This is a genomic window from Lysinibacillus sphaericus, from assembly GCF_001629735.1.
Lineage (GTDB): Bacteria > Bacillota > Bacilli > Bacillales_A > Planococcaceae > Lysinibacillus > Lysinibacillus pinottii.
Map to the genome: position 1 here is coordinate 2,353,149 of NZ_CP015224.1, position 20,752 is coordinate 2,373,900.

25 protein-coding genes are annotated in these 20,752 nt (G+C 33.8%); 13 read left to right on the top strand and 12 right to left on the bottom strand.

Translation table 11 applies throughout. The features are described 5' to 3' along the window. Positions 1 to 44: 44 nt before the first annotated feature. The 3 genes from A2J09_RS11525 (at position 45) to A2J09_RS11535 (ending at position 4,428) form a co-directional block, all read left to right on the top strand. Positions 45 to 752 (top strand): polysaccharide deacetylase family protein, encoded by a 708-nt coding sequence (locus A2J09_RS11525; RefSeq protein ID WP_012295334.1) that lies wholly within the window; start codon positions 45 to 47, stop codon positions 750 to 752. A gap of 351 nt (positions 753 to 1,103) precedes the next feature. Next, positions 1,104 to 2,747: a pyridoxal phosphate-dependent decarboxylase family protein gene (locus A2J09_RS11530; protein WP_031417059.1), complete on the top strand. Its 1,644-nt coding sequence runs from the start codon at positions 1,104 to 1,106 to the stop codon at positions 2,745 to 2,747. Next, positions 2,731 to 4,428, top strand: coding sequence for a methyl-accepting chemotaxis protein (locus A2J09_RS11535; protein WP_012295336.1), 1,698 nt, complete (start codon positions 2,731 to 2,733; stop codon positions 4,426 to 4,428). The genes A2J09_RS11530 and A2J09_RS11535 overlap by 17 nt, the downstream gene beginning before the upstream one ends. Before the next feature lie 80 nt (positions 4,429 to 4,508). Here A2J09_RS11535 and A2J09_RS11540 read toward each other — a convergent pair whose 3' ends face one another. The 4 genes from A2J09_RS11540 to A2J09_RS11555 all read right to left on the bottom strand — a co-directional run bounded on the left by A2J09_RS11540 (position 4,509) and on the right by A2J09_RS11555 (position 8,281). Further along, positions 4,509 to 4,937, bottom strand: a complete 429-nt coding sequence (locus A2J09_RS11540; RefSeq protein WP_031417061.1) for a GatB/YqeY domain-containing protein — start codon at positions 4,935 to 4,937, stop codon at positions 4,509 to 4,511. Positions 4,938 to 5,349: 412 nt separating this feature from the next. Next, positions 5,350 to 6,339: a zinc-dependent alcohol dehydrogenase family protein gene (locus tag A2J09_RS11545; protein WP_012295338.1), complete on the bottom strand. Its 990-nt coding sequence runs from the start codon at positions 6,337 to 6,339 to the stop codon at positions 5,350 to 5,352. A 198-nt stretch (positions 6,340 to 6,537) separates the two neighbouring features. After that, the gene (locus A2J09_RS11550; RefSeq protein ID WP_031417064.1) at positions 6,538 to 7,221 is read right to left on the bottom strand and encodes a VOC family protein; all 684 of its coding nucleotides are present in this window, start codon (positions 7,219 to 7,221) and stop codon (positions 6,538 to 6,540) included. 295 nt (positions 7,222 to 7,516) lie between these two features. Next, positions 7,517 to 8,281 carry an SMI1/KNR4 family protein gene (locus tag A2J09_RS11555; protein ID WP_012295340.1) on the bottom strand — a complete coding sequence of 255 codons (765 nt, stop codon included), beginning with the start codon at positions 8,279 to 8,281 and terminating at the stop codon, positions 7,517 to 7,519. A gap of 220 nt (positions 8,282 to 8,501) precedes the next feature. On the opposite strand from A2J09_RS11555, the gene A2J09_RS11560 reads away from it, so the two are divergent. The 3 genes from A2J09_RS11560 (at position 8,502) to A2J09_RS24450 (ending at position 9,876) form a co-directional block, all read left to right on the top strand. After that, complete coding sequence (locus A2J09_RS11560) at positions 8,502 to 9,056, top strand: GNAT family N-acetyltransferase (protein WP_012295341.1); 555 nt, start codon at positions 8,502 to 8,504, stop codon at positions 9,054 to 9,056. 3 nt (positions 9,057 to 9,059) lie between these two features. After that, positions 9,060 to 9,512, top strand: a complete 453-nt coding sequence (locus A2J09_RS11565) for a GNAT family N-acetyltransferase (protein ID WP_012295342.1) — start codon at positions 9,060 to 9,062, stop codon at positions 9,510 to 9,512. 229 nt (positions 9,513 to 9,741) lie between these two features. Beyond that, the gene (locus A2J09_RS24450; protein WP_255250367.1) at positions 9,742 to 9,876 is read left to right on the top strand and encodes a hypothetical protein; all 135 of its coding nucleotides are present in this window, start codon (positions 9,742 to 9,744) and stop codon (positions 9,874 to 9,876) included. Between the two features lie 126 nt (positions 9,877 to 10,002). On the opposite strand, the gene A2J09_RS11570 is transcribed toward A2J09_RS24450, so the two are convergent. Further along, complete coding sequence (locus A2J09_RS11570; protein ID WP_012295343.1) at positions 10,003 to 10,194, bottom strand: hypothetical protein; 192 nt, start codon at positions 10,192 to 10,194, stop codon at positions 10,003 to 10,005. Positions 10,195 to 10,472: 278 nt separating this feature from the next. Here A2J09_RS11570 and A2J09_RS11575 point away from each other — a divergent pair, with 278 nt between their 5' ends. Continuing rightward, entirely contained in the window at positions 10,473 to 10,658 is a 186-nt protein-coding gene (locus A2J09_RS11575; protein WP_012295344.1) for a hypothetical protein, read from the top strand. Between the two features lie 422 nt (positions 10,659 to 11,080). Here the strand turns inward: A2J09_RS11575 and A2J09_RS11580 are convergent, their stop codons facing one another. Beyond that, complete coding sequence (locus A2J09_RS11580) at positions 11,081 to 11,269, bottom strand: hypothetical protein (protein ID WP_012295345.1); 189 nt, start codon at positions 11,267 to 11,269, stop codon at positions 11,081 to 11,083. Between the two features lie 694 nt (positions 11,270 to 11,963). Here A2J09_RS11580 and A2J09_RS11590 point away from each other — a divergent pair. Then, positions 11,964 to 13,001 carry an Ig-like domain-containing protein gene (locus A2J09_RS11590; RefSeq protein WP_012295347.1) on the top strand — a complete coding sequence of 346 codons (1,038 nt, stop codon included), beginning with the start codon at positions 11,964 to 11,966 and terminating at the stop codon, positions 12,999 to 13,001. Between the two features lie 323 nt (positions 13,002 to 13,324). Here the strand turns inward: A2J09_RS11590 and A2J09_RS11595 are convergent, their stop codons facing one another. Together A2J09_RS11595 and A2J09_RS11600 are read right to left on the bottom strand one after the other, a co-directional pair. Next, positions 13,325 to 13,612, bottom strand: coding sequence for a hypothetical protein (locus tag A2J09_RS11595; RefSeq protein WP_036162205.1), 288 nt, complete (start codon positions 13,610 to 13,612; stop codon positions 13,325 to 13,327). Positions 13,613 to 13,795: 183 nt separating this feature from the next. Next, complete coding sequence (locus A2J09_RS11600) at positions 13,796 to 14,206, bottom strand: hypothetical protein (RefSeq protein ID WP_012295349.1); 411 nt, start codon at positions 14,204 to 14,206, stop codon at positions 13,796 to 13,798. Between the two features lie 536 nt (positions 14,207 to 14,742). Here A2J09_RS11600 and A2J09_RS11605 point away from each other — a divergent pair. Continuing rightward, positions 14,743 to 15,072 carry a hypothetical protein gene (locus A2J09_RS11605; protein ID WP_031417072.1) on the top strand — a complete coding sequence of 110 codons (330 nt, stop codon included), beginning with the start codon at positions 14,743 to 14,745 and terminating at the stop codon, positions 15,070 to 15,072. Positions 15,073 to 15,644: 572 nt separating this feature from the next. Here the strand turns inward: A2J09_RS11605 and A2J09_RS11610 are convergent. Together A2J09_RS11610 and A2J09_RS24540 are read right to left on the bottom strand one after the other, a co-directional pair. Beyond that, a complete protein-coding gene (locus A2J09_RS11610) occupies positions 15,645 to 15,956 on the bottom strand; it encodes a DUF2834 domain-containing protein (protein ID WP_031417073.1) in 312 nt (103 codons plus the stop codon). A 271-nt stretch (positions 15,957 to 16,227) separates the two neighbouring features. Beyond that, positions 16,228 to 16,410 carry a helix-turn-helix domain-containing protein gene (locus A2J09_RS24540; RefSeq protein WP_324611252.1) on the bottom strand — a complete coding sequence of 61 codons (183 nt, stop codon included), beginning with the start codon at positions 16,408 to 16,410 and terminating at the stop codon, positions 16,228 to 16,230. Positions 16,411 to 16,512: 102 nt separating this feature from the next. Between A2J09_RS24540 and A2J09_RS23755 the strand changes: the two genes are divergently transcribed. Both A2J09_RS23755 and A2J09_RS11615 read left to right on the top strand, forming a co-directional pair. Next, positions 16,513 to 16,677 (top strand): hypothetical protein, encoded by a 165-nt coding sequence (locus tag A2J09_RS23755; protein ID WP_012295353.1) that lies wholly within the window; start codon positions 16,513 to 16,515, stop codon positions 16,675 to 16,677. Between the two features lie 45 nt (positions 16,678 to 16,722). Next, positions 16,723 to 17,400, top strand: coding sequence for a hypothetical protein (locus A2J09_RS11615; RefSeq protein WP_012295354.1), 678 nt, complete (start codon positions 16,723 to 16,725; stop codon positions 17,398 to 17,400). Between the two features lie 539 nt (positions 17,401 to 17,939). Here the strand turns inward: A2J09_RS11615 and A2J09_RS11620 are convergent. After that, positions 17,940 to 18,473, bottom strand: coding sequence for a hypothetical protein (locus A2J09_RS11620; RefSeq protein ID WP_012295355.1), 534 nt, complete (start codon positions 18,471 to 18,473; stop codon positions 17,940 to 17,942). A 594-nt stretch (positions 18,474 to 19,067) separates the two neighbouring features. Between A2J09_RS11620 and A2J09_RS11625 the strand changes: the two genes are divergently transcribed. Beyond that, positions 19,068 to 19,673 (top strand): hypothetical protein, encoded by a 606-nt coding sequence (locus A2J09_RS11625; protein WP_036162207.1) that lies wholly within the window; start codon positions 19,068 to 19,070, stop codon positions 19,671 to 19,673. Between the two features lie 50 nt (positions 19,674 to 19,723). Here the strand turns inward: A2J09_RS11625 and A2J09_RS11630 are convergent, their stop codons facing one another. Then, the gene (locus A2J09_RS11630; protein WP_012295358.1) at positions 19,724 to 19,981 is read right to left on the bottom strand and encodes a hypothetical protein; all 258 of its coding nucleotides are present in this window, start codon (positions 19,979 to 19,981) and stop codon (positions 19,724 to 19,726) included. Between the two features lie 476 nt (positions 19,982 to 20,457). On the opposite strand from A2J09_RS11630, the gene A2J09_RS24675 reads away from it, so the two are divergent. Next, positions 20,458 to 20,745: a tyrosine-type recombinase/integrase gene (locus tag A2J09_RS24675; RefSeq protein ID WP_036162209.1), complete on the top strand. Its 288-nt coding sequence runs from the start codon at positions 20,458 to 20,460 to the stop codon at positions 20,743 to 20,745. The last annotated feature ends 7 nt before the right edge of the window (positions 20,746 to 20,752 follow it).

The window sequence follows — 20,752 nt, forward strand, 5'->3', positions numbered from 1 at the left end:
TTTACTTCAGATACACAAATTCATATTAGAAGGAGATATTTTTCATGGAACGTAAGCTCGTCTATTGTGGAATTGTCACTTTAATAATACTCACTTTAGCATTTTCCTCCTATAAACTAATGAACGCCCGCAATTATCAATTATTTGGAAACCTAACCTCTCATGTTGAAACAAACAACAAAGTTGTTGCGTTGACTTTTGATGATGGGCCCACAAAAAATTCGGATGCTATTTTATCGTTACTAGACGAGTATCAAGTGAAAGCAACTTTTTTTCTAATCGGAAAGGATATCGAGGATCAGCCTGAGGAGGCAAGAAAAATTGCTGAGGCAGGTCATCAAATTGGTAATCATACGTATTCACACAAACGTATGGTATTGAAAAGTCCTTCCTTTATCAAACATGAAATCGAAAAAACCGATGATTTAATTGCTGATATTGGCTATACGAAATCAATCTTAGTAAGACCTCCATACGGCAAAAAACTAATTGGACTTCCCTATTACTTAAATAAACACCAGCGAGAGACGATTACATGGAACTTAGAACCTGATACGTTTTTCACTCAGGCTGATGAAAAAGTGAGGTATGTAAAGGAAAACATCCAACCGGGTTCCATTATTTTAATGCATCCTATGTATGATGCTACAGATAATGAATTACAGGCCATAAAGGAGATTTTACAGACATTGAAGGATGAGGGTTATACATTTGTAACAATTGATGAACTTTTAACCATCAAAAACGATTAATAAAAAAACACTAAGGAATCTGTGCCTACTATAGGACAGATTCCTTAGTCAATAATAGCCATGAAGCAGCAATATTATGGACATCTACTATAATATTAACATTATAGCATTTTATATTATTTACTCTCCTACCATTCCACCTTCACAAATTTTACACAGCCTATATTCCCTTATTACAAAGTTAAACAACAAAATTCCTCAATGTTGGATTTTTCAGAAATGTTAATATATATTTTTTCAGTAAAATATAATCACCATCTCTGCTAAAATATGCTATTATACTTTTAGTATAAGGACCTATTTTCACTTAATTGAAAATAGAGGAAATATGAACTACGAAGGATGATGATGATGCAAAATATCCAACAATTATTCCAGAGCGAAGATGGAAATGTTCAACAAAGAGAGAATTTTTTATCCTTATTAGAGAAAATTGTTTCTTCATTAGATAAGTTAAAGGATCCAAATAAAACTACACTAGGTCCAATGAAAGACCGCTCTGCTAATTTTTATCAAGAGCTGATGCAGGATCATCAAGTGCCAACTACTGGTGTTGGGCTCGATCAAGTGGTAGAAGAATTAACACAATTAATGCAAGGGCATCCTTATCATACGCGTAACTTTGTCACTAATGTTTTACCTATGGCCAGCATTCCTGGCGTATTAGGCCAGTTTACAAATGCCCTTCTGAATGGCAATAACTTATGGGACGTTTATGGACCGGCTGCCGCTGAATGCGAAGTAAAAGTAGTGGCCATGATGTCTAAATTAGTAGGCTATGATTACACGAAAAGCTTTGGCTATACTACATGGGGCGGTCAAGGGGCTGTTTTCAGCGGATTACGTCTAGCTATTGCAAAGCAATTCCCACACGCTAAAGAAGATGGTATTCCTAATAATTTATATTGCTTTGCTTCAGAAAACGCACATTATAGTCTTTTAAAATCTATTGAAGCAGTAGGTATTGGTAGTAAACATTTAGTACGCGTAAAAGCAGGCAAAGATCACGCAATGGATGTGGAAGACTTACGCGCACGTATGACTGAGGTCATTGAAAAAGGCGGTATTCCTGTCTATGTCGTAGCAACAACAGGTGCAACAGATCAATTTGGCATTGATGATGTAAAGGCGGTAAAAGAAGTCACAACTAGCCTTGAGCAAAAGTACAATCTACAACCAGTACATATTCACGCGGACTCAGCTTTAGGTGGTTTTTATGCATTCTTCAATGATTATGATTTCAAGAAAAACCCGCTACAATTTGAAGAGGATGTTTTACAAGGTCTGTCACAGATCCATGAACGTATGCAGCATCTAGCAATTGCCGATAGCCTATGCTTTGATTTCCAAAAGCTTGGACAAACACCTTATTTAACAAGCTTATTCTTAATTAAAGACGGTAAAAGCTTACAGCTATTAGATATAGAGGACTTTGATACACCATATGTTGGTAATCGTGGCTACGGCTCCTATCATACAGGTTACACGTTAGAATGTTCTCGCATGGGTAGCTCTATTGCCATTTTGGCTGCTTTGCAGGCATTTGGGAAGGAAGGCTATCAACAAATACTAGCCAATTATGTACGCGTGAATTTAGCATTCCGTTCACAGTTAGCTGCAAAAATACCAAGCCTACAGGTTGTCAATGAAATGAATATTGGGCCAGTCACTGCCTTCCGTTTATACCCAGATGGTTTGAGCTGGCAAGCAGAACAAGCTGGTCACTATTCACAAGATCAAATTGAACGTATTAATGCTATCAATGCTTCTTTATTTGAGATTATCGGAGAAGGTCGAGACGAAGTATTTTTTGGTGATACAACTCGAGTTTGCACAGTACGTACAAATGATACAACACAACATGTCCCAGTGGCTGCGGCAAAGTTCTTCTCCATTTCACCCTATACAGAAATTGAGCATATCCCTAATATGATTCAGTTCTTACAGAAAAAGCTTCAAGTATTGGAGGCGTCTCAAATTGCGTATCGTCAATAAATTTAAGAGTTCTTTACTCTATAAATATATTGCTAGCTTTACTATTCCGATAGCAATTATTTCATTAATATTTAGTATTGTATTGTTTGCTGTTTCGTATCGTATTATCGACAATTTTGTTATTAAACAATTTGAATCGACATTAGAAATAACATCGAGCACTATATTTGAAGATATCGAGAAAAATGATGTAAAGGCTGCGGATAATGGTAGTCCTGATAAATATAAAAAATTATTAGATCAATTGAACGCAACAGTTAAAAAATACGATATTGAAAATGCCTATGTGCTTTCTAATGCAAATGGTAAAGAGCATATCGTCGCTTTAAGTGATACTGACAATCATCAACAAGATTATGAATTTAGTGAAGAAATGCGTGAAGCTATAAACACAGGAACGATCCAAACTAGTGATATTTATAAAGATGAGTATGGTATCCATAAATCCATATTTATTCCATTTAAAGATACAGATATTATTTTTGGTTTAGATATGGACGCTTCCTTCATTTCTAAACTTCAAGCAGAAACACTTTGGATTTGTATTATTATGACGGTTATTTTTGTGATTTTAGGTATCATTGTTGCTTACTTTATTAGCGTAGGCATTACGAAGCCAATCAAAAAAATGACGCAATATGTAGGACAAGTCGCACAGGGAGAATTAGCGGTTGAACCTCTTAAAATAAAGGGTTCCAATGAAATTGCTCAACTTTCATCAGGCATTGAAAATATGACAGAGGATTTACGCATTTTGATTCAGCAAATTGCTCAAAATGCTGAGCAAGTGGCAGCCATGTCTGAGGAATTAACGGCAAGCTCTGAACAAACAAGTGCATCCATACAGCAAATTACTTCTTCTATGCAAGAAGTTGCAGCCGGTTCAGAAAAACAAACCCATTCAATTGAGGAAGTCGAGAGTCATATTACATCTATCTCGGGCAAAATGTCTGAAGTTGTGACAAGCGTTACGGATGTGACGGAAAAGGCATTTGATGCGTCAGCGATTTCAGAAAAAGGCAATACGACCATTAAAGATGCCACTGAAAAAATGGCCGTTACCTCTCAAGCTATTCAAGAATCCGCAACAGTTGTGGAGCGCTTAAGCACATACACAAATGAGATTGGAGATATTGTAACATTAATTACACAGATTACGGATCAAACCAATTTACTTGCTTTAAATGCTTCGATTGAGGCAGCTCGTGCAGGCGAACATGGGAAGGGCTTTGCAGTTGTTGCAGAGGAAGTACGTAAACTAGCAGATCAATCATTAGATGCAACAAATAGTATTCGTACACGCATTGAAACGATTAAAGAGGAATCTGCGCAAGCCGTGAAATCAATGGCGATTAGCAGTAGCAATCTCGCGGAAAGCTCCACAACCTTCAATGCCTCAGGCGAAGCATTTGCTGATATTTACGCCCACATCACAGACCTGACGAAGGAAATGGATCATGTGAATAATATTATGTCCAATATCAACGAAGGAGTTAGCAGTATTGCTGTTTCTGTTGAACAAGTGGGAGTCGTAGCTGTCCAATCATCAGGCAATATTCAAAACGTGGCAGCTGCTTCCGAGGAGCAATCTGCAAGTATTGAAGAAATTACTGCATCCTCAAATAACCTAGCTGAAATGGCACAGGAACTTCGCCATATCATCCAGAAATTTAAATTATAAATAAACAAAACCGCTGTGCTCAAAAAGGCATAGCGGTTTTTTTAGAGGACAAAAAAATCTCCTACCAAGATGGTAGAAGATTAAGCAATAATACTTTTTACAACTTTTGAAATCACTGCACCCTCAGCTTGACCAGAAAGTAATGGTTTAGCAATTTTCATAGCTTCTCCCATATTCATTCCTTTTTCAACACCAGCGGCTACTAATTTTTCAGCAATCTCTTCTTCCGATAGTTGCTTTGGTAAGAAAGATTTCAAAAGTACTAATTTAGCTTCCTCTTTCTCGATTAAATCTGCTCGCTCAGCTTTTTGAGCACCCTCTAAAGCCTGATTTGTTTGTTTGACCTCTCGATTTACAATGGCCATTTCTTCATCTGCAGTTAAAGGCTCTCCTTTTTCTTTTTCAGCCAAATCTAAAGCTGATTTTAATAGAGATAATACACCCTTTGCTAAAATATCTTTTTCTTTCATTGCCGTTTTTAATTGTTCAAATACCTCAGTTTTTAACAATGTTCTCACTCCTTTAAGCCTTTATAGTCCACAAAATTATACCATAAAACCAGCCTGAACACTTTAATCAAATAACTTTACTTACTAATGGAGCATTCCTTTTAATTTCCCTAATAAGATTTGCAGATTCGTACAATAAAGACAAAAAGAGCATGGACTTTGCATCTGCTTCACTCAACCGATTTATAACCTCTTTCAGTTTGTTCCCCTTTTCTAAATACAGCACTTCTGGTTATTAACTTTATATGACGGAACAAAAAGTGTTTCTTCAAAACAATTCTTGATTCATTCATTTTTAAATAGGATATTTTTGTATCGAGCCATTTTCTTGCATAATAAATCCTCACCAATAAAAAACACACTAACAAAATTAGCTTAACATGCTGCTGTTTGTTAATGTGTTCTTCTTTTATTAAGTTGTTAAAAAAACCTTTCCTTTATTAGTATGGGAAGATTCAACAGCATCTATGGCCTTGTGAATGTCCAATAATGGAAAGCAGGTATTTACGCTCATCATTGCTAATACCCCATTATGTACGAGGTTTATCAGCCGTTGCATGAATTGTTGCCATTTCTCTGGGGTCGACTGATGTTGCCAGTGGCGTAAATGAAACATCCTAGCCTGAACCTTTGCTTCATTCACAATGGTTGCCCAATTTACCTGTACTCCTGATAAAAGACCAATGGCTAAAAAATTCCCACCAGGTTTCACACAAAATGCAAGTTGATTGCCAGCGTCTCCTCCTATGGAATCGATGGCAGCATCCGCACCTTTTCCATTCGTTAATGCCATCACGGTCTCATAAAGTGGCATATGAGACGTATCAATGACATAGTTGGCGCCAAGTTGCTGTAAGGCATTTGTATGCAGACCAGTTCTTGTAACCGCAATTAATTGGAAACCTAATACTTTCGCGAATTGCGCATAAAGATGTCCAATAGCAGAGCCACAAGCGTTCACTAATAAAACATCACTTGATCGTAATTTTAAAACCTCTGTACAAGTTACAAGTGCTGTAAGGGGATTAATATACATTTGTGCCGCAGTAAAATTATCCATCTCAGTAGGAATAGCTACAGCAAACGCAGCTTGTGTTTTCACCATTTCTTGCCAAGTTCCCTCTCCACGTAAAGGCAGCACTCGCTGACCAAGAAGCTTGGGTGTAACAAGCGGTCCGACAGCCTCTACAATTCCAACGCCCTCATAGCCAGGAACAGTTGGTAAAGTGATTCGATGAGCATATTTCCCCCATATTGGTATTAGATCAGAAGGATTGATCGGCCTTGCTAGCATACGCACAAGAATTTCCTGTTGAGTAGGAAGTGTAATGGTTTTATTTTCAACTCGTATTACCTCTTTAGGATTTCCATATTCATATATTTTAAGAGATTTTACTTTCACTATTACTAGCTCCTTTATGGATTATCTATTAAACAGCGTCATTCCAGTGGCTCGTTCGTCACATTCTTTTCCTGCTGACAATGATTTAACTGAAAATCCGAGTGCACCATCACATCACTGATCACATACAAATAATAACCCGCCCTAGCTATCAGAATGAACATACAATTTATACATATTTAATCAAAATTTAAGGTACTATAATTTGACGACAGTTAGATGACCTATTTCATCCATTATTAATTGGAGAGTGTCATTTATTTCTATACATATGGGGCTGACCTGCGCAATCTTATCTGAAAAATACCACAGACGAGCACTAGGTCCTACTAAAATATTGGCTCCATCTTCATAGTTGCCTAGAAAATTCAGGGAATCTTGTTGAATATTTTTGTTATTAATAGGCTTTATACCATATTCATTTAACTCTCCTGCTACTGCTAAAATATCATCTGTTGTTAAATTAATTTCACCAATATGTAACACTTGATCGATTGAAAAAGTCGTTGTATTGAGCTTTGGATTCACTTCCTGTCTAGAAATAAACTCCACTATATTGCCCTCAGGATCATAAAAATAACATGAATAGGCTTTTAAAAATTGAAAATAAACTTCATCCTGACCTTCCGAAAAAAGTAGGCCGACTCGTTCATTCGCCCAATCCTTTGCTTGTTGAAATAAATTACTTGGAATGTTTAAAGCAAAATGATATTGTTTTTGTATTTGAGAAGAGACCTTCTCGAAAGTCATCTCACTCTCCCCAACAGCTATTGTAAAATAATCCTCTGTACCTTTGACCAATGCAAATCCCATTTGCTCACAATAAAATTGCTGCATTTTTTGTACATCATGAACAACTAGTTTAACCCTCGAAATTTTCATAAAATCCACCCCTTGCGTTTTAGTTAACCCTACTATACTAGTCAGACAAGGCGTTTACTTCGTACAAAAGAATGAAGTTTTATCTAGATAACTTACAAACCACTTCTGCCAGTAGGCTGAGAAAAAAACAAAAACTCTACATTCTCCTGCGAATCATTTCGTATCTGGTGTGGCTGATTCGCTGGAATTTCAATCCCTTCCTGTTTCGATTAATTCAGCTATTGCTTTATTTACTTTCATCGTTACTCATCCTTTCAGGTATATCATAAGAAATTTAATGAATTTGCTGAATTTCTCATGTTAAAAATTCTGCTAAGCTTATTTTCTTTTTTTGATAATCTGCGCTAATCGCTTGTAGTTCTTTTTCTAATTGAAGCACCCCCGCTTCCACACCCCTATAAATTAATATCGGCGTCTGTTCTAAAGACTTTCTGGCTATTGAATAATCACAGGACATTATTTTTTTAAGTAGTAATAAAGTTTTAAGCTTATCCTTCCCATTGCCGGTAATATACACTTCATAGTAATTGTAAGAATGCTCCTCCAGCTGCTCCTCCTCTAAATGCGATGGTACTAGAACACTCTGAAGAAACGCTACGAGATGATCATAGGCCATTTCAAAATCCCACCTTCCTGCACCATGATAGGCGGTAAAAATAGCCGTATCTCCTCTCGATAAATCTATACAATATGGATCTCCCTCATCCGTAGCAATGACTAAATAATGTTGGGGCCAATCTGAAATGACTTCTTCTGTGACAGGATTATAATTGTACCCATCCTGTCCTCGCACTAAATCCGTAGCCCCAAAAATTTGTAGGTTTAAATAGTCACCTGTATTCCATGTAATTCCTTCCACCACATAATGTTTCAAAAAGTAAATATATTCTTCAGGTAATTGCCAATGGCTCTCCAACAATCGACTACTCTCATCTTCTATTGGATCGTGAAAAACCATTGGGTATACAGCGTAAAATGAAGGATCTTGTTTTTGAATCTCTGCAATAAAACTACGCATGTTCTCTATTACTTCATCTATGTCCCTAAGTACTTCTTTCATTTGTAGTTCCCTCCTTACTGCTTTGCATTTTATCATACCCTATCATTACCCAATGCAGGAGAACATGTTATAATTTTAAAGTGCACAGCCATAATTATTTCATAAATTCGTCTGTAATCTTAAAACTTTTATCCAAGCCGTAACTACATTTAGTGGCTATAACTTGCCACTGATTGATAAGACTAGATTTTGATTAAAACATAAAAAGGGGAATTCTTTTTTGAGAAAAATATTCATCAGACGCCCTGAGCAAACAGATACTCCTGCGTTACACCAATTCTTTTTACATGTTATTCAGGATACTTTTGCTAAAGAAGGACTTGCAGAGCTGGTGGACGATCAACAACATGAATGGGCGACGAAAAAACAATACTTAGCTGCTGACTTTGACAGTCAGGGCCAAAAAAGGTTTTTCTGGCTGGTTGAGGATGCAGATACAAAAGAAATTGTGGGCACCATCGAGTATGGGGAGTCCAATGAATTCATTCAAAAAATGATAAAGGAAGACCTGTCGAATTGTCCCGAAATTGGGACTGTTTATGTTCATCCAAGCTACCAAGGTCGTGGGATTGGAACGATGCTAGTAAACAAAATGCTAACAACGTTAGAAATGAAAAACGTCCCTAGCTTTTGTTTAGACAGTGGCTATAAACAAGCACAACTGGTTTGGCAGAAAAAATTTGGACAGCCAAACTATGTTCTTGAACATTTTTGGGGAACAAATAATCACCATATGATTTGGAAACGCAATTTACCATTTCAACTAAAGGAGTAAAAGATGTCCTTACAAATTACACAACAATTAGATGCAAAAAATAAATCTTATGTTAATCACATGCTTTATGAATATAATGTAGAACACTTTCCAAAAGACCTACAAGGGCGCTATAAGGAAATTAATTTATTCCTAACAGACCAAGACAATCAAATTTTTGGTGGTATATTAGGGGAAGTTTGCTGGAACTGGTTAGAAATACACACGTTAATGGTCGATGAAAAATTTCGTGGTCAAGGATATGGTTCTAAACTGTTAGCAGCCATTGAGCAAATTGCATTAGAGAATAAATGCGATTTCATTAAGGTTGACACCTTAAGCTTTCAAGCATTAACATTTTATGAAAATCATGATTATGAAATTTTTGGGACCCTCGATCAAGTAGGAAGAGACTTTAAGCATTATTATTTAAAAAAGACTTTACAATATGATATGGATGATGCAAGCCGTGATTAAATCTTTGATGATGAGTGAAGCTCTAAATCATTGCCTTCCATCTATGTGAGCAGTCCTAAATATTTGTTATACATCTAGATGAATGTTAGTATTGTTTATACAGATTTAGTTTTAAATAGTGAGATAGTTAAAAATATGTAAGATTTTAATAGCTTCAACAGTAACGTTGAGGCTTTTCTCTTTCGCAATTTGTAAGTGCCTATACTTATTATGTTTGGAGGGAAATGAAATGTTAAAATTCATTGATGATTTAGCCGGTGCGATTTTCGATGTATTTATGCTATTTTGTTATTTCTTGGCAGGCGTAATAATTGTAGGGGTCCCTATCTTTTTATTGGCTAAATTTTTCCTATTGTTTCAATAAATATTTCACGCGAAAAAAATGCTAAAAGGAATCACCCATTGTATGGTGATTCCTTTTTTGTTTTGTTATAGAGCAAGCCATCCACCAGATCTATATGAAGTTCATATTACTAGAATTATTAAACTTCTACACATACACAAAAACAACAAAATAAACTAAAACTACAGGAATTGCGTAAGAGGAAATACCTATTAAACTCCATTTCCCTTCATCAAGAGACCAAAGAAAAATAAATAAAGTAATCATAGTAATCCCAAAAGCGCTCATGATAATATTTAATAATCCAATATTCCCCATCCCCTTTGTTCTACTTTTCATTAAAGCTAGTATATTCCTCATACAGTTAGGCCATGCTAACTGCCTCCATCATATTTTTTACAAATAATTTCTATTTTTATAACCAAAAGTATTTATCCTTCACGACAAACTGCCTATCAAGATACAGCCTTTAATGATACTCACTATGTTCGAAGTAAGTTTTTAAGTGTGTAACAAATAATTGCTAAATATGTTTTAAAAAGCTGTTGAAAAAATTTGAAATAAACGAGGGATATTTAATTGGAATACGTTAAATAATATTTGGAGGAGGTGACAAAATGAAAAGAGATAAAAAAGATACAGAATTCGCAACAGATGAGCCAACAAAACAAACATTTTCTACTGGTGCAGAACCAGGCAACATGAAAGAATCTACTAGGGGTAAAGGATATACTGAGCCCCCTCACCCGGATAAAGAAGACCTTATTATTAATGAGAAAAAAGGAAAGTCCACTTCATTATAATCTAAGACTATTTAACGTTTTACCTATTCAGACCGCTCATTCAAAGTGGTCTTTTTCACATTCGTATAGAGCTTTACTAATCAGATAAAGGAACCTATTCATTAATGCTAAAGATTAATGAAGCCAACAACTGATACACTTTTGAAAACAAAGAATAAGGCATAGCAAGCTGCCGCAACAGAATCACTATGCCCATTTTACTGATAAAATGCTTAAAAATGTTACAAATACCTTTGACATATTCCCATATGATATAAAAGAATGGCTAAAATTTTTTAGTGATATACGTTCCTAACAGATATAAAAGCACTTAATTAATATGAGTGCTTTTAATTTATTCATGGATATTTTTATTTATTAAATGGTGGGAATATATAAACAGAAAGACCCCCCATATCGGAGCGTCCTTTCTTATGTATCCTCTAAAATAATAGAGATATCGATAAAAGAACTGAAAATGTAAAGCCGATACTCCATAACGAACCTAGTATTTTTTGATTTTTGATATCTCTATCTTTTTTTAGTTTTTCCATTAACTGAACTAAATTGATAAACCATAGTAAAGAAAATAACAACGGTAAAAAATAATAATAGAAAAATAAATCAGCCATTTCAAATCTCCCCTTACAAATCCTGCTCTGTTAGTTTAATAACCTGATAACACTCTACCTTGGTTACCCTGAAAGTAAAAACCACATAGCTCATAAAATCAACCAAATTACTGCTATACCTATTAATAAACGTTTCCTACTCCCCCTATCAAGTCATTCTTCTTCTAATCTGTTTTGTTTAGTTTTATTATACCTCTTTTTACATTCATATGGATATTATTGACTATTTAGCATTCCCATCAATATTCTAAATTTCTTGGTGAACTACTCATAGATTGTATCCTCCATGTCAAAAAAGATGTGAAAGCAAGGAATGAGGCAGCATAAGAAATTAATGCAAAATACAGATCGTAGGATGAATATTCAACTGAAAGCTTTATTACTAGACTATATGCACCTTCAAATTCACCTCTTAATTTTAAATGCAAATCTATTAATCCCATTATTGATTTCATCTAAAATCGCGTGTTCACACACATGCAAAGGGGCTATTTTTAATACAAATGAATGGCGATATGAAAGAGCCGAATTTGGGAAGTTTAAAATTCAAAAATTAGTCACTCAAACAAATGGCTTTTTTATTATCAAAAATAAACGATTTTTATTATGGTAAATAAGTCTTTTATTGTTTAAAGTTGTTTTCGTAGGTTTTTTTTAGAAAATCCTATTTATAATTATAAAGGAGGATACATAAGTGAGTAAGTTATTGAAAAAAGGTTTTATTTATCTAGCATTTATATTAGTAGCACTGGTTAGTATAAGTATTGAGAATGCATATGCAGCAGAAGTTGTAGATTATGAAGAAGGGGTAACTAATTTAAATAATACACCTGAAAATAGTGCGGTAATCGGAGATCAGTTACTTAAACCTGAAAAAGGATGGAAGCGATATGATGATTCAAACCCATTAATAAATTATACAAACATGTATCGATTTGCGCACGATGATTTGTACAAAAAAAGTCGAGTACAAGGTTATGATAAAGATATGAGTTTAACCTTCTATTTTGTGGGAACTAAATTTATGTTATTAGATTACATTGCTTATAATAGGGCGGATTTCACAGTGACTATTGACGGCGTTTCTGAAGCAGCTTCGGCAAAAGGTTATGGTATAAAAAGTCAGTCTATATACTATAAAAAAGTAGATTTACCTTATGGTAAACACAAAGTAGAGATAAACATAACAAATAATGTAAACAACGATACTTTTGCTCTAGATGCTATTGATGTGGATGGATTTTTAATATCAGAAAATGATGTTCCGAATATTGATTCCATAGCTTTAGACAAAAATAATCTAGAATTACTTGAAGGTAGCCAAGATAAGCTAATAGCAACAACTACATCTGATACTGCAAAAGTAATCTGGTCATCAAGTGATGAATCAATTGCTACAGTAGATCAGGATGGTAATGTCACAGCCCTTCACGAAGGTCAAGCAATAATTACTGCCAAAATTGAAGGTACTGATATTGCAGCCACAAGTACAGTGATTGTTAAAAAACCAAACAATGAATTTTCAAATGCTATTTTAAGCATTACATTAGTAAACGGTATAACAAAAGAATATGATGTTACAAATACCGTTTTAAACAACTACTTAAATTGGTTTGATAGTGCAAAAGGAACTTCAACATTTAAATTTTCTAAAACAATATCTCCTTATAAAAAAGTAACAGAATATATTATACATGATAAAATTGCTTCATTTGAAATTAGAGAATATTAAACAAATAATGACCAGGTACTCACTATCAATTGAGCGCCTGGTGTTTATTTTGGTAACTGATTAATAATTTTTCTACCTAGCTATATGATCTTTTGCCAAAAGCATTTTTGAATTGTAATAATCTTGCCTGATGGCATTTAATAACTTATCAAGGATTGGTAAATAAACTTTACTTATTTTCAAATTTTCAATTACTGAGAAATTACGTCGCAATGATTGAACTGCCATTTCTGGAATTCATTGTAAGCGTGATTTAGAATCATTTGAGGTTTCTTCACAAACTTGTCTTTTTAAAACCTAATTAATTATTACTACTTATATGCTTATTTATTTTTTCTTCTATCAATGATAATCCATTTTAAGATTACAATTATTAGTATTAAAAGTGGCATTCCCTGGACGATAAGAAATCCTGTCCAAAAATCATTCATAGTACTGGTCGGTGAAGCTGTTGCCATTCCACCTATAAAGAAAGCCAATGGGGTTGCGATTATATTCAATCCCAAACTAATCATAACAAATGTTAATTTTTCACTTTTAATATTAGGTAATCCAGCCGACCAAAATAAAAATATTGCAACTACCAAAATCAAAACACCATAAATAGCCAAAACCTCTACCTCCTAACTAAACCCATTCCACTTTCCCGGAAAGATGAAGATATACTTATCTTCTATTATTTAAAAAACCCATATCGTTGTTCAACTAAACTACCCCATTAGTTGCATAGCAACAATCTTTTCGAAAACAGCCAATATTAAAAAGCCACACCTTGTTAGATGTGACATATAGTTTTATTTAACTGTAATTCCAGCTTCCGATAGGTAACTATCAAAATTAAAGCCTATTTCATTTAAAAGTATATTCACGATTTTCCCAATGGAATACTGTTCACTAGTAATCGTCATATCTTTTCTATCCGGAAACGGAATGTAGCTTCTCCCTCCATCTACAGAAGCTGTGAAGAATGGTTCAATCATGTCTCCATTGTAGTTTAAGAAGAAAATTTGTTTTGTTGCTTTTTTATCAGAGTAATTAGTCACCCACGATTCGTAAAACTCTTCGTTAAAGCTTTCCTCACGTCTATCTGCTGTAATGGAAATACTGATGTCATTTAAGTAAATATATTTACCGAACTCATCATCATAGAGCCAATTCTGCGGTCTAGAGTTTACTATTGTTGATTTGAATTCTTCAAAGCTCATAATCCAATACCTCATTTCCGAATAATATATCCTATATTATAGTTTAAAAGGGATAGATTATCATAAAAAAAGACTATCAATTTAGTAGTCTCAATTGCTTGTTTCCGACATACACGTACTAGCAAACGTGTATTAATTAGATTTTAAGTCATTTATTTTATGTGCTCACTCACGTTCAGCAGCCTCAATAATTTCTTCTAATTGAGCTCCATGGCTTTCTGAAGTTAATTTTACTTTTGTTAAATCGCCCTCCACCAAACGTTTCAATTTTTTTACAACGTTCTAAATTAAATTTGATGTCTGCAATTTCATCCTCTAATTTTTGATAGTTTACTAACCACTTGTAATGCATAGTCAGCACCTACCTTTTTTACTGAAATTTTATTTATTTCTCTTATTTACATGGCAGATATGAATTTACCACCATTAACAACCCAATAATTTACATAGGAATATTTTCTATTTATTGAAATTAAATGCCAATTATGTTAAAACTAAAACTACTAGGGGATATTACTAGAATGGAGGAAAAAATAATGTTAAAAAAGATTAAAAGTAATATTGGTATTAGTTTACTAACAGCTTTACTTCTTGCTTTATTCATCTATCCATCAGGTAACGCTTCGGCTGCAGAACTTACAATTCACAACCCTATTCCAACTATAGATCAATTTGCTTCTAACCCAAGTTCTTATTATGTCACAGTTAATAAAACGTTTAGTTCATTTCCGCCAGGAACTATTTATCATAGTGAGATGAGAGGTAGTTTCCTATATGGAGGAGACTTAAGTTTATTTAATTATGCTAAAGAGGGCGAATTTAATGTCTATTATGCTGTATACAAAGGTTATATTTACGCTAAATAATTTAGCTTAATAAAATCCTAATCCCCTAGTGTTTTTAACTGAGAAACTTTTCGCATTATCATCTTAAATTAAATTTCCAATCCACTAATGCCACTATTGCACTTACCACAGATTTTACATGTTCACTATGGTTAGAACGCCCTCTCTTTGGTGGGAAACCCCACCAATTTGATATAAAATCAATTGTTTAAAACCCCTATAAAGGCTGTCATACCAATATTACTTCGTATCATCCATCTTCAGTACATCCATGAATGCCTCTTGAAGTATGGCAGTATTAAAATACGTTTTTTTATATCTTTTCATATCCGACAAACCTTTATTTTTCAAGGGTTTGTCGGTTTCTTTATACCATATTATATTTTTCTTTATCTCCTAATGTGTCACGTTTACTCTCTGAACACGGTGGCATGGAGGTGGCAAAAAACATCAAGACCACCCATCACGGAGTGGTCTTTTATGGTTTATTCAACTAAAGCCTTTGTTTGCTTGCCATCCATGTAACGCAAAATCAACACTACACCACATAATATGTAAGATTTTTACGTTCTTTCATTGAAGTTTAACAACACTTATTTCTTTATGTATGGATGTCTGAAAAACAAAAATAACGGTAATGCCAATGATAAACCAACTGTAAACAAAGTTAATAGACATATCCACTTTTCTTTAATGTTATACTTTCTTGACTCATTGAACATAAAGATTATAAAAACAAAGCATGAAATAAAAAAGTCAACAGCGAAGAAGGTCGATATTGAGTTTATAAATAATAAATCTATTAATAACCCTAAATCAAATCCGTTTTCGTTCAAAAATTTCACTAAAAAATAATACGGAAATACTGTGCCAATAATCGCAAATAACAGGTACACTTTTCTCATTTAAAATAAACTCTCCTCTCTATGATTTTTACAAATATTATACCTCATAAAAAATTATTTTGAACAAATATTTCCATTTATCCTTCAAGCCATTTCCCTAAATTACTTGGTCTACTGCTTATCGATTATGGGAGGCTATCACGTTCCTTTAACCAGTTATAGAAAGGTACTGGACGTTCTTTATATGGGGTTTCTTCTATATAAGACGATTTATTCAACTTTCTATTAGAAAGCTCTACATCCATTCTATACGCCCCTACAAATACGGCTTTTAATGTACTGTACTAGTAACTGTCAGAACGCCTCGATAAACAGCTTTTGTGCTGATTTCCAATGAGGTAGCTATAGTACTCGCTTTCAAGTGGCATACACCTGTGTGTTCTAAGCTGTGTGATGCAAGTTTAAATACGATAGCTCGTTCTGATTCTGTTAAGTTGTAATAGTGACTAGCCATGTGGTCTTCGACACTCTTATTGATCAACTAGTAAATGTTTTCAACATTAATGATATGTACGAATTATTTAAGATTATGGATGACGAAAAAGAGGAAATCTAAATGAATAAATTAGAGCAAACAACCAAGGATTTGTTAGGAGCCGGTTATTCGATAGAAGAAATTAAAACAGCTTTTGAGGAACTCATTGAACAGGCAAACAAACCAACTCTGATTACAGGACAGATAACTAAAAAAGGTTGTCTGTTTTTTTGTATGTACTTTTAGTACATAATTCCCTAAAATGGAAATATAGAGAGGGGTTATTTACTAATGAAACAACTAGTATTTAGTACAGTGTTAGTTTTAAGTTTAGGTTTAGCTGCATGTGGTGAAGAAAAACAAGATAGTGAAATAGTAGGAGCCTATAGTCGTGAAATTACATCAGAAGAAAAAGAATATATTCAATTAGTAATGAATGACGATTTCGATACTTTAATTACTAAAACAGAAGAAAAAGCAAACGAAGTACAACAAGACTATAACAATCTTGCATTAGCATATGAAAAATTCAATGGTATAGATGAAGACCTACCGAGTGTATTCACAACAGCGACTCAACTAAAATACGTTTACGTAGTTGAGAGACTTGAGGAGATAAAATATATACCAGATGAGATTAAAGAAAAAGTTAATGAATTAAAAATTGTAGCAAAGGATAAAGAGGAAGAGTGGAGTGAGAAAATAGAAGAAAATAAAGCAATAAGCAAAGCAGAATATGAAAAAAGTGTAGCTGAGTCTAATCTTAAATCTAAAATTAATGAGAGAACTATGTATCCTAAAGCAGTTTATATTGGAATGACAAAAGAAGAAGTTTTGGCAGAAGGATGGGGCAGACCAATAGATATTAACAAAACAACTACTACATATGGTGTAAGTGAGCAATGGATTTATTATGATTATAAATATTTGTATTTTGAAGATGGAATTTTAACTACTATTCAAGAGTAATATATAGGAGGCTAGGACAAAAGGTTTAGTCAATGAAAATTGTTTGAAGGGCAAGCGATTATTACAGCTATAATAGAAAACACAGATTTTCAAGAAGCTATATCTCCTTATAAAAAGTAACAGAATATATTGTAAATGATAAAATTGCCTTTAGGTTTTTTTATATCTTTTCATATCCGACAAACCTTTATTTTTCAATGGTTTGTCGGTTTCTTTATACCATATTATATTTTTCTTTATCTCCTAATGTGTCACGTTTACTCTCTGAACACGGTGGCATGGAGGTGGCAAAAAACATCAAGACCACCCATCACGGAGTGGTCTTTTATTAATATAAATTACGCCTTTAACCTTGCTAGTAACAATCAAGTATATAAGGAGGTAACGATTATTAGCTATTTTTCCTAAAAAAAGAGAAATCGAATACAATCGATTTCCCCTTTTCTTATCAAGAATGCTTTTTATAAATTGCTCAATAGCAATCAACATAGAAATTATTTGTATTCACTTTCAACGAAGTTGCAACCATATCGGTGAAATTATTCAATATATCCAGAAAACGTATTTGGTCCAGTAAATTCAATGTAATAGTTAGAAGACTTATCCAATGTCAAATTAATAGTAGTATCTTTACCTAATGCTAGTTCGTATGATTCTACCGTGTTATCGAAAACAAGGTCCTTACGTTTTACTTTAAATTTCAATGAATATTGATGATCATTATTTCTTACATAAATTTTAACTGAACTTTTCCCAGTTAATAAATAATCTGTGTATAAAGTAGAACTGTTAGAGCTTCCGTTAAAAGAGTATCTACCCTTTTTAGAAAGATTCCAAGTAGAAGTTGGCTTTGAAGTACCATAAGGTACAATTTGATTTGGTTCACCTACGCCTGATCCTATATCATTTACACCTACATTTTCTTGTGTTTCATAGACTACTTCATTCTTAAATTTATTAGAATCTAGTGCCTGCGATTCTAATTCAGCAGCGCTTGCATTAACGCTAAATCCGCTACCTACAACAGCCGTAGCTAAAGCTAGTGAAGATAATTTAGTGAAAATTTTACTCATAAAATCGCTCCTTATTATTGTAAATATTAGAAATTGTATTTCCCAATTATTATCATAACATACTAAATCAGAATATGGATAATTATTTACATTTTAACCTAAAATTACCTAATCAAAATAACCTAACTACAAATAAAGTCCTACAAATGAAACACTTAAAATATACGTTAGGTATTGTTCAGAAACTCCAAAATGGTTAATTATTCCTGCCGCTCCATGTATTCAAAATGAGTCAATCTCCTTTTTGTTCTTGAAAATTCAGGTCAGTTAAATTTCAACCACTGACAATCTGTCCATAGTTGGAATACGATGACTTAGTTATATAGATGCCATCAATATGACGGTACCTGCAATTTACAAGTACCTACATATTGTGTTCAGGTACCCCCTTTTCCGTGGGTACTGAATAAATTACCATTCAAGCCAGTTCTCTAACGATGGTTCACCTTGCACTATTGATTGTGGGAGGCTATCACGCTCATTAGCCGTTATTATTTCGATTACCATGTTTAGGTTTAATATCAGTAAATGTGGTTTAGCCTTTGTTCCCCTTCCATTTACTACATAGGATAAAGACAAAAAGGAGATAATCCTATGAATAACTGTGGATGTAATAATGAATCATCGACATTTAAATGCAATAGGCTCGGAACATTTACAGCTAATGATGTAAACTGTATAAACCCTCCCATTCCTGCTGATAGCTCAATAATTCCTTTTTCCTCTGGAATCTCACTATCTAGAATTACCGATAAATTTGGGAATAGAGGGGTAAGCTTGTTAGGGTTCGGGACCGCAACTCTCTTAATGTTGATGAAAAATAATACAATTGATTTAACTAACCTTTTCAATGAAGCCTTTCCAGTTCCATGTGATGGTAAAATCACAGCGATTTCAGCGTCATTTTTTCCATTTGATGAGTTTATTTTTGAAGGCTCTATTACGATTCGAGCGCAAATTTTCCTTGCACCTAAAGGTAGTAATATTTTTACTGGCACAAGTGCTAGCGTTGATTTAGCTCCACCTATAACAGATCCTTTTCCATTTGGACAAATAGCTTTTGCTTCAGCTAATATTCCACCGGTACCAGTAACTGTAGATGACCGTTTATTAATGGTATTTTATATTTCGTCGGCAACAGATACTTTTGGAATTGCTGATATTCTTGGCAAAGCAAGTGCAGCAATTAATATTGTTTAAACACAAATCCCCTTTCCTCTAACCAATAACAGAAAGGTACAGGACGTTCTTTAGATGGAGTTTCTTCTATAGATAACCATTTTACTTAATCGCTCTACAGCCCTACTATAAGCTCGCACAAATTCCGCTCTTAATGTACTTGCTACTGTTAAAGTACCCTCTTTAATATCCATAGCAATTTTAAATAGCACGTTTTTAGCTTTTACAAATTCCTTTGCACTTTGAACATGAGTACCTAATACAACCTTGTGCAATTCATCTATTAAATTATCTGCTAATGGTAGTGAGTTTATGAAATCAAATAGCATTCTCTAATACTCATTCATGTACTCTTTTTTCTTTTCAGCTTGCAAAGCTAATTCATTGCTAAGACTCTAATAATTAAAAATGCCCGCTGTTTGATTAGCGAGCACTAGTAGTAATGCGATTTATGACATCCAAAATTGCTTATGTTGAAGGCGTAATTTCCAGTTGATTTCTATATTTATAATTTCATATAGGATTTCATTGTGGAGTTCGAGTCGGGGAAATATGTGGACTTGAATGGAAGTATATAAACTTCGATGAAATGACAGTAGCAATTGAACAACAATTCATAATAAAAAGATTACAGATGAAAATGGAATTGAATACTTTAAATGGGTTGTTGCTACTCCAAAATCTAAAACTGGATATAGTACTATTCCAGTTGGCAGAATTTTAATGGAGATATTAAAGAAAGCCAAAAAGAAACAATTTGAAAATCGATTAAAGTATGGAGAATTTTATCTTCAAGACCCTGATCATGATTTTGTTTGTAAAAAGAAAACGGAGAACATTACACCCCTGCTGTTATAAAGTATCAAAAAAGAGCTTTAATCAGAAAAAGTTAGGTAATATCGATTTCAATGATCATTCTTTACGACATACCCATGCAACGATGTTAATTGAAAGTGGACAACCAATAAAAACTGTTCAAAAAAGATTAGGACACAGCAGATCAGCAATTACTGAGGTCTGCTATGTCCATTTAACACAGAAGATGGCAAGAGATGCTGCCGATATATTTGATTCCATCGCTGAGGATTTATAAATTACTG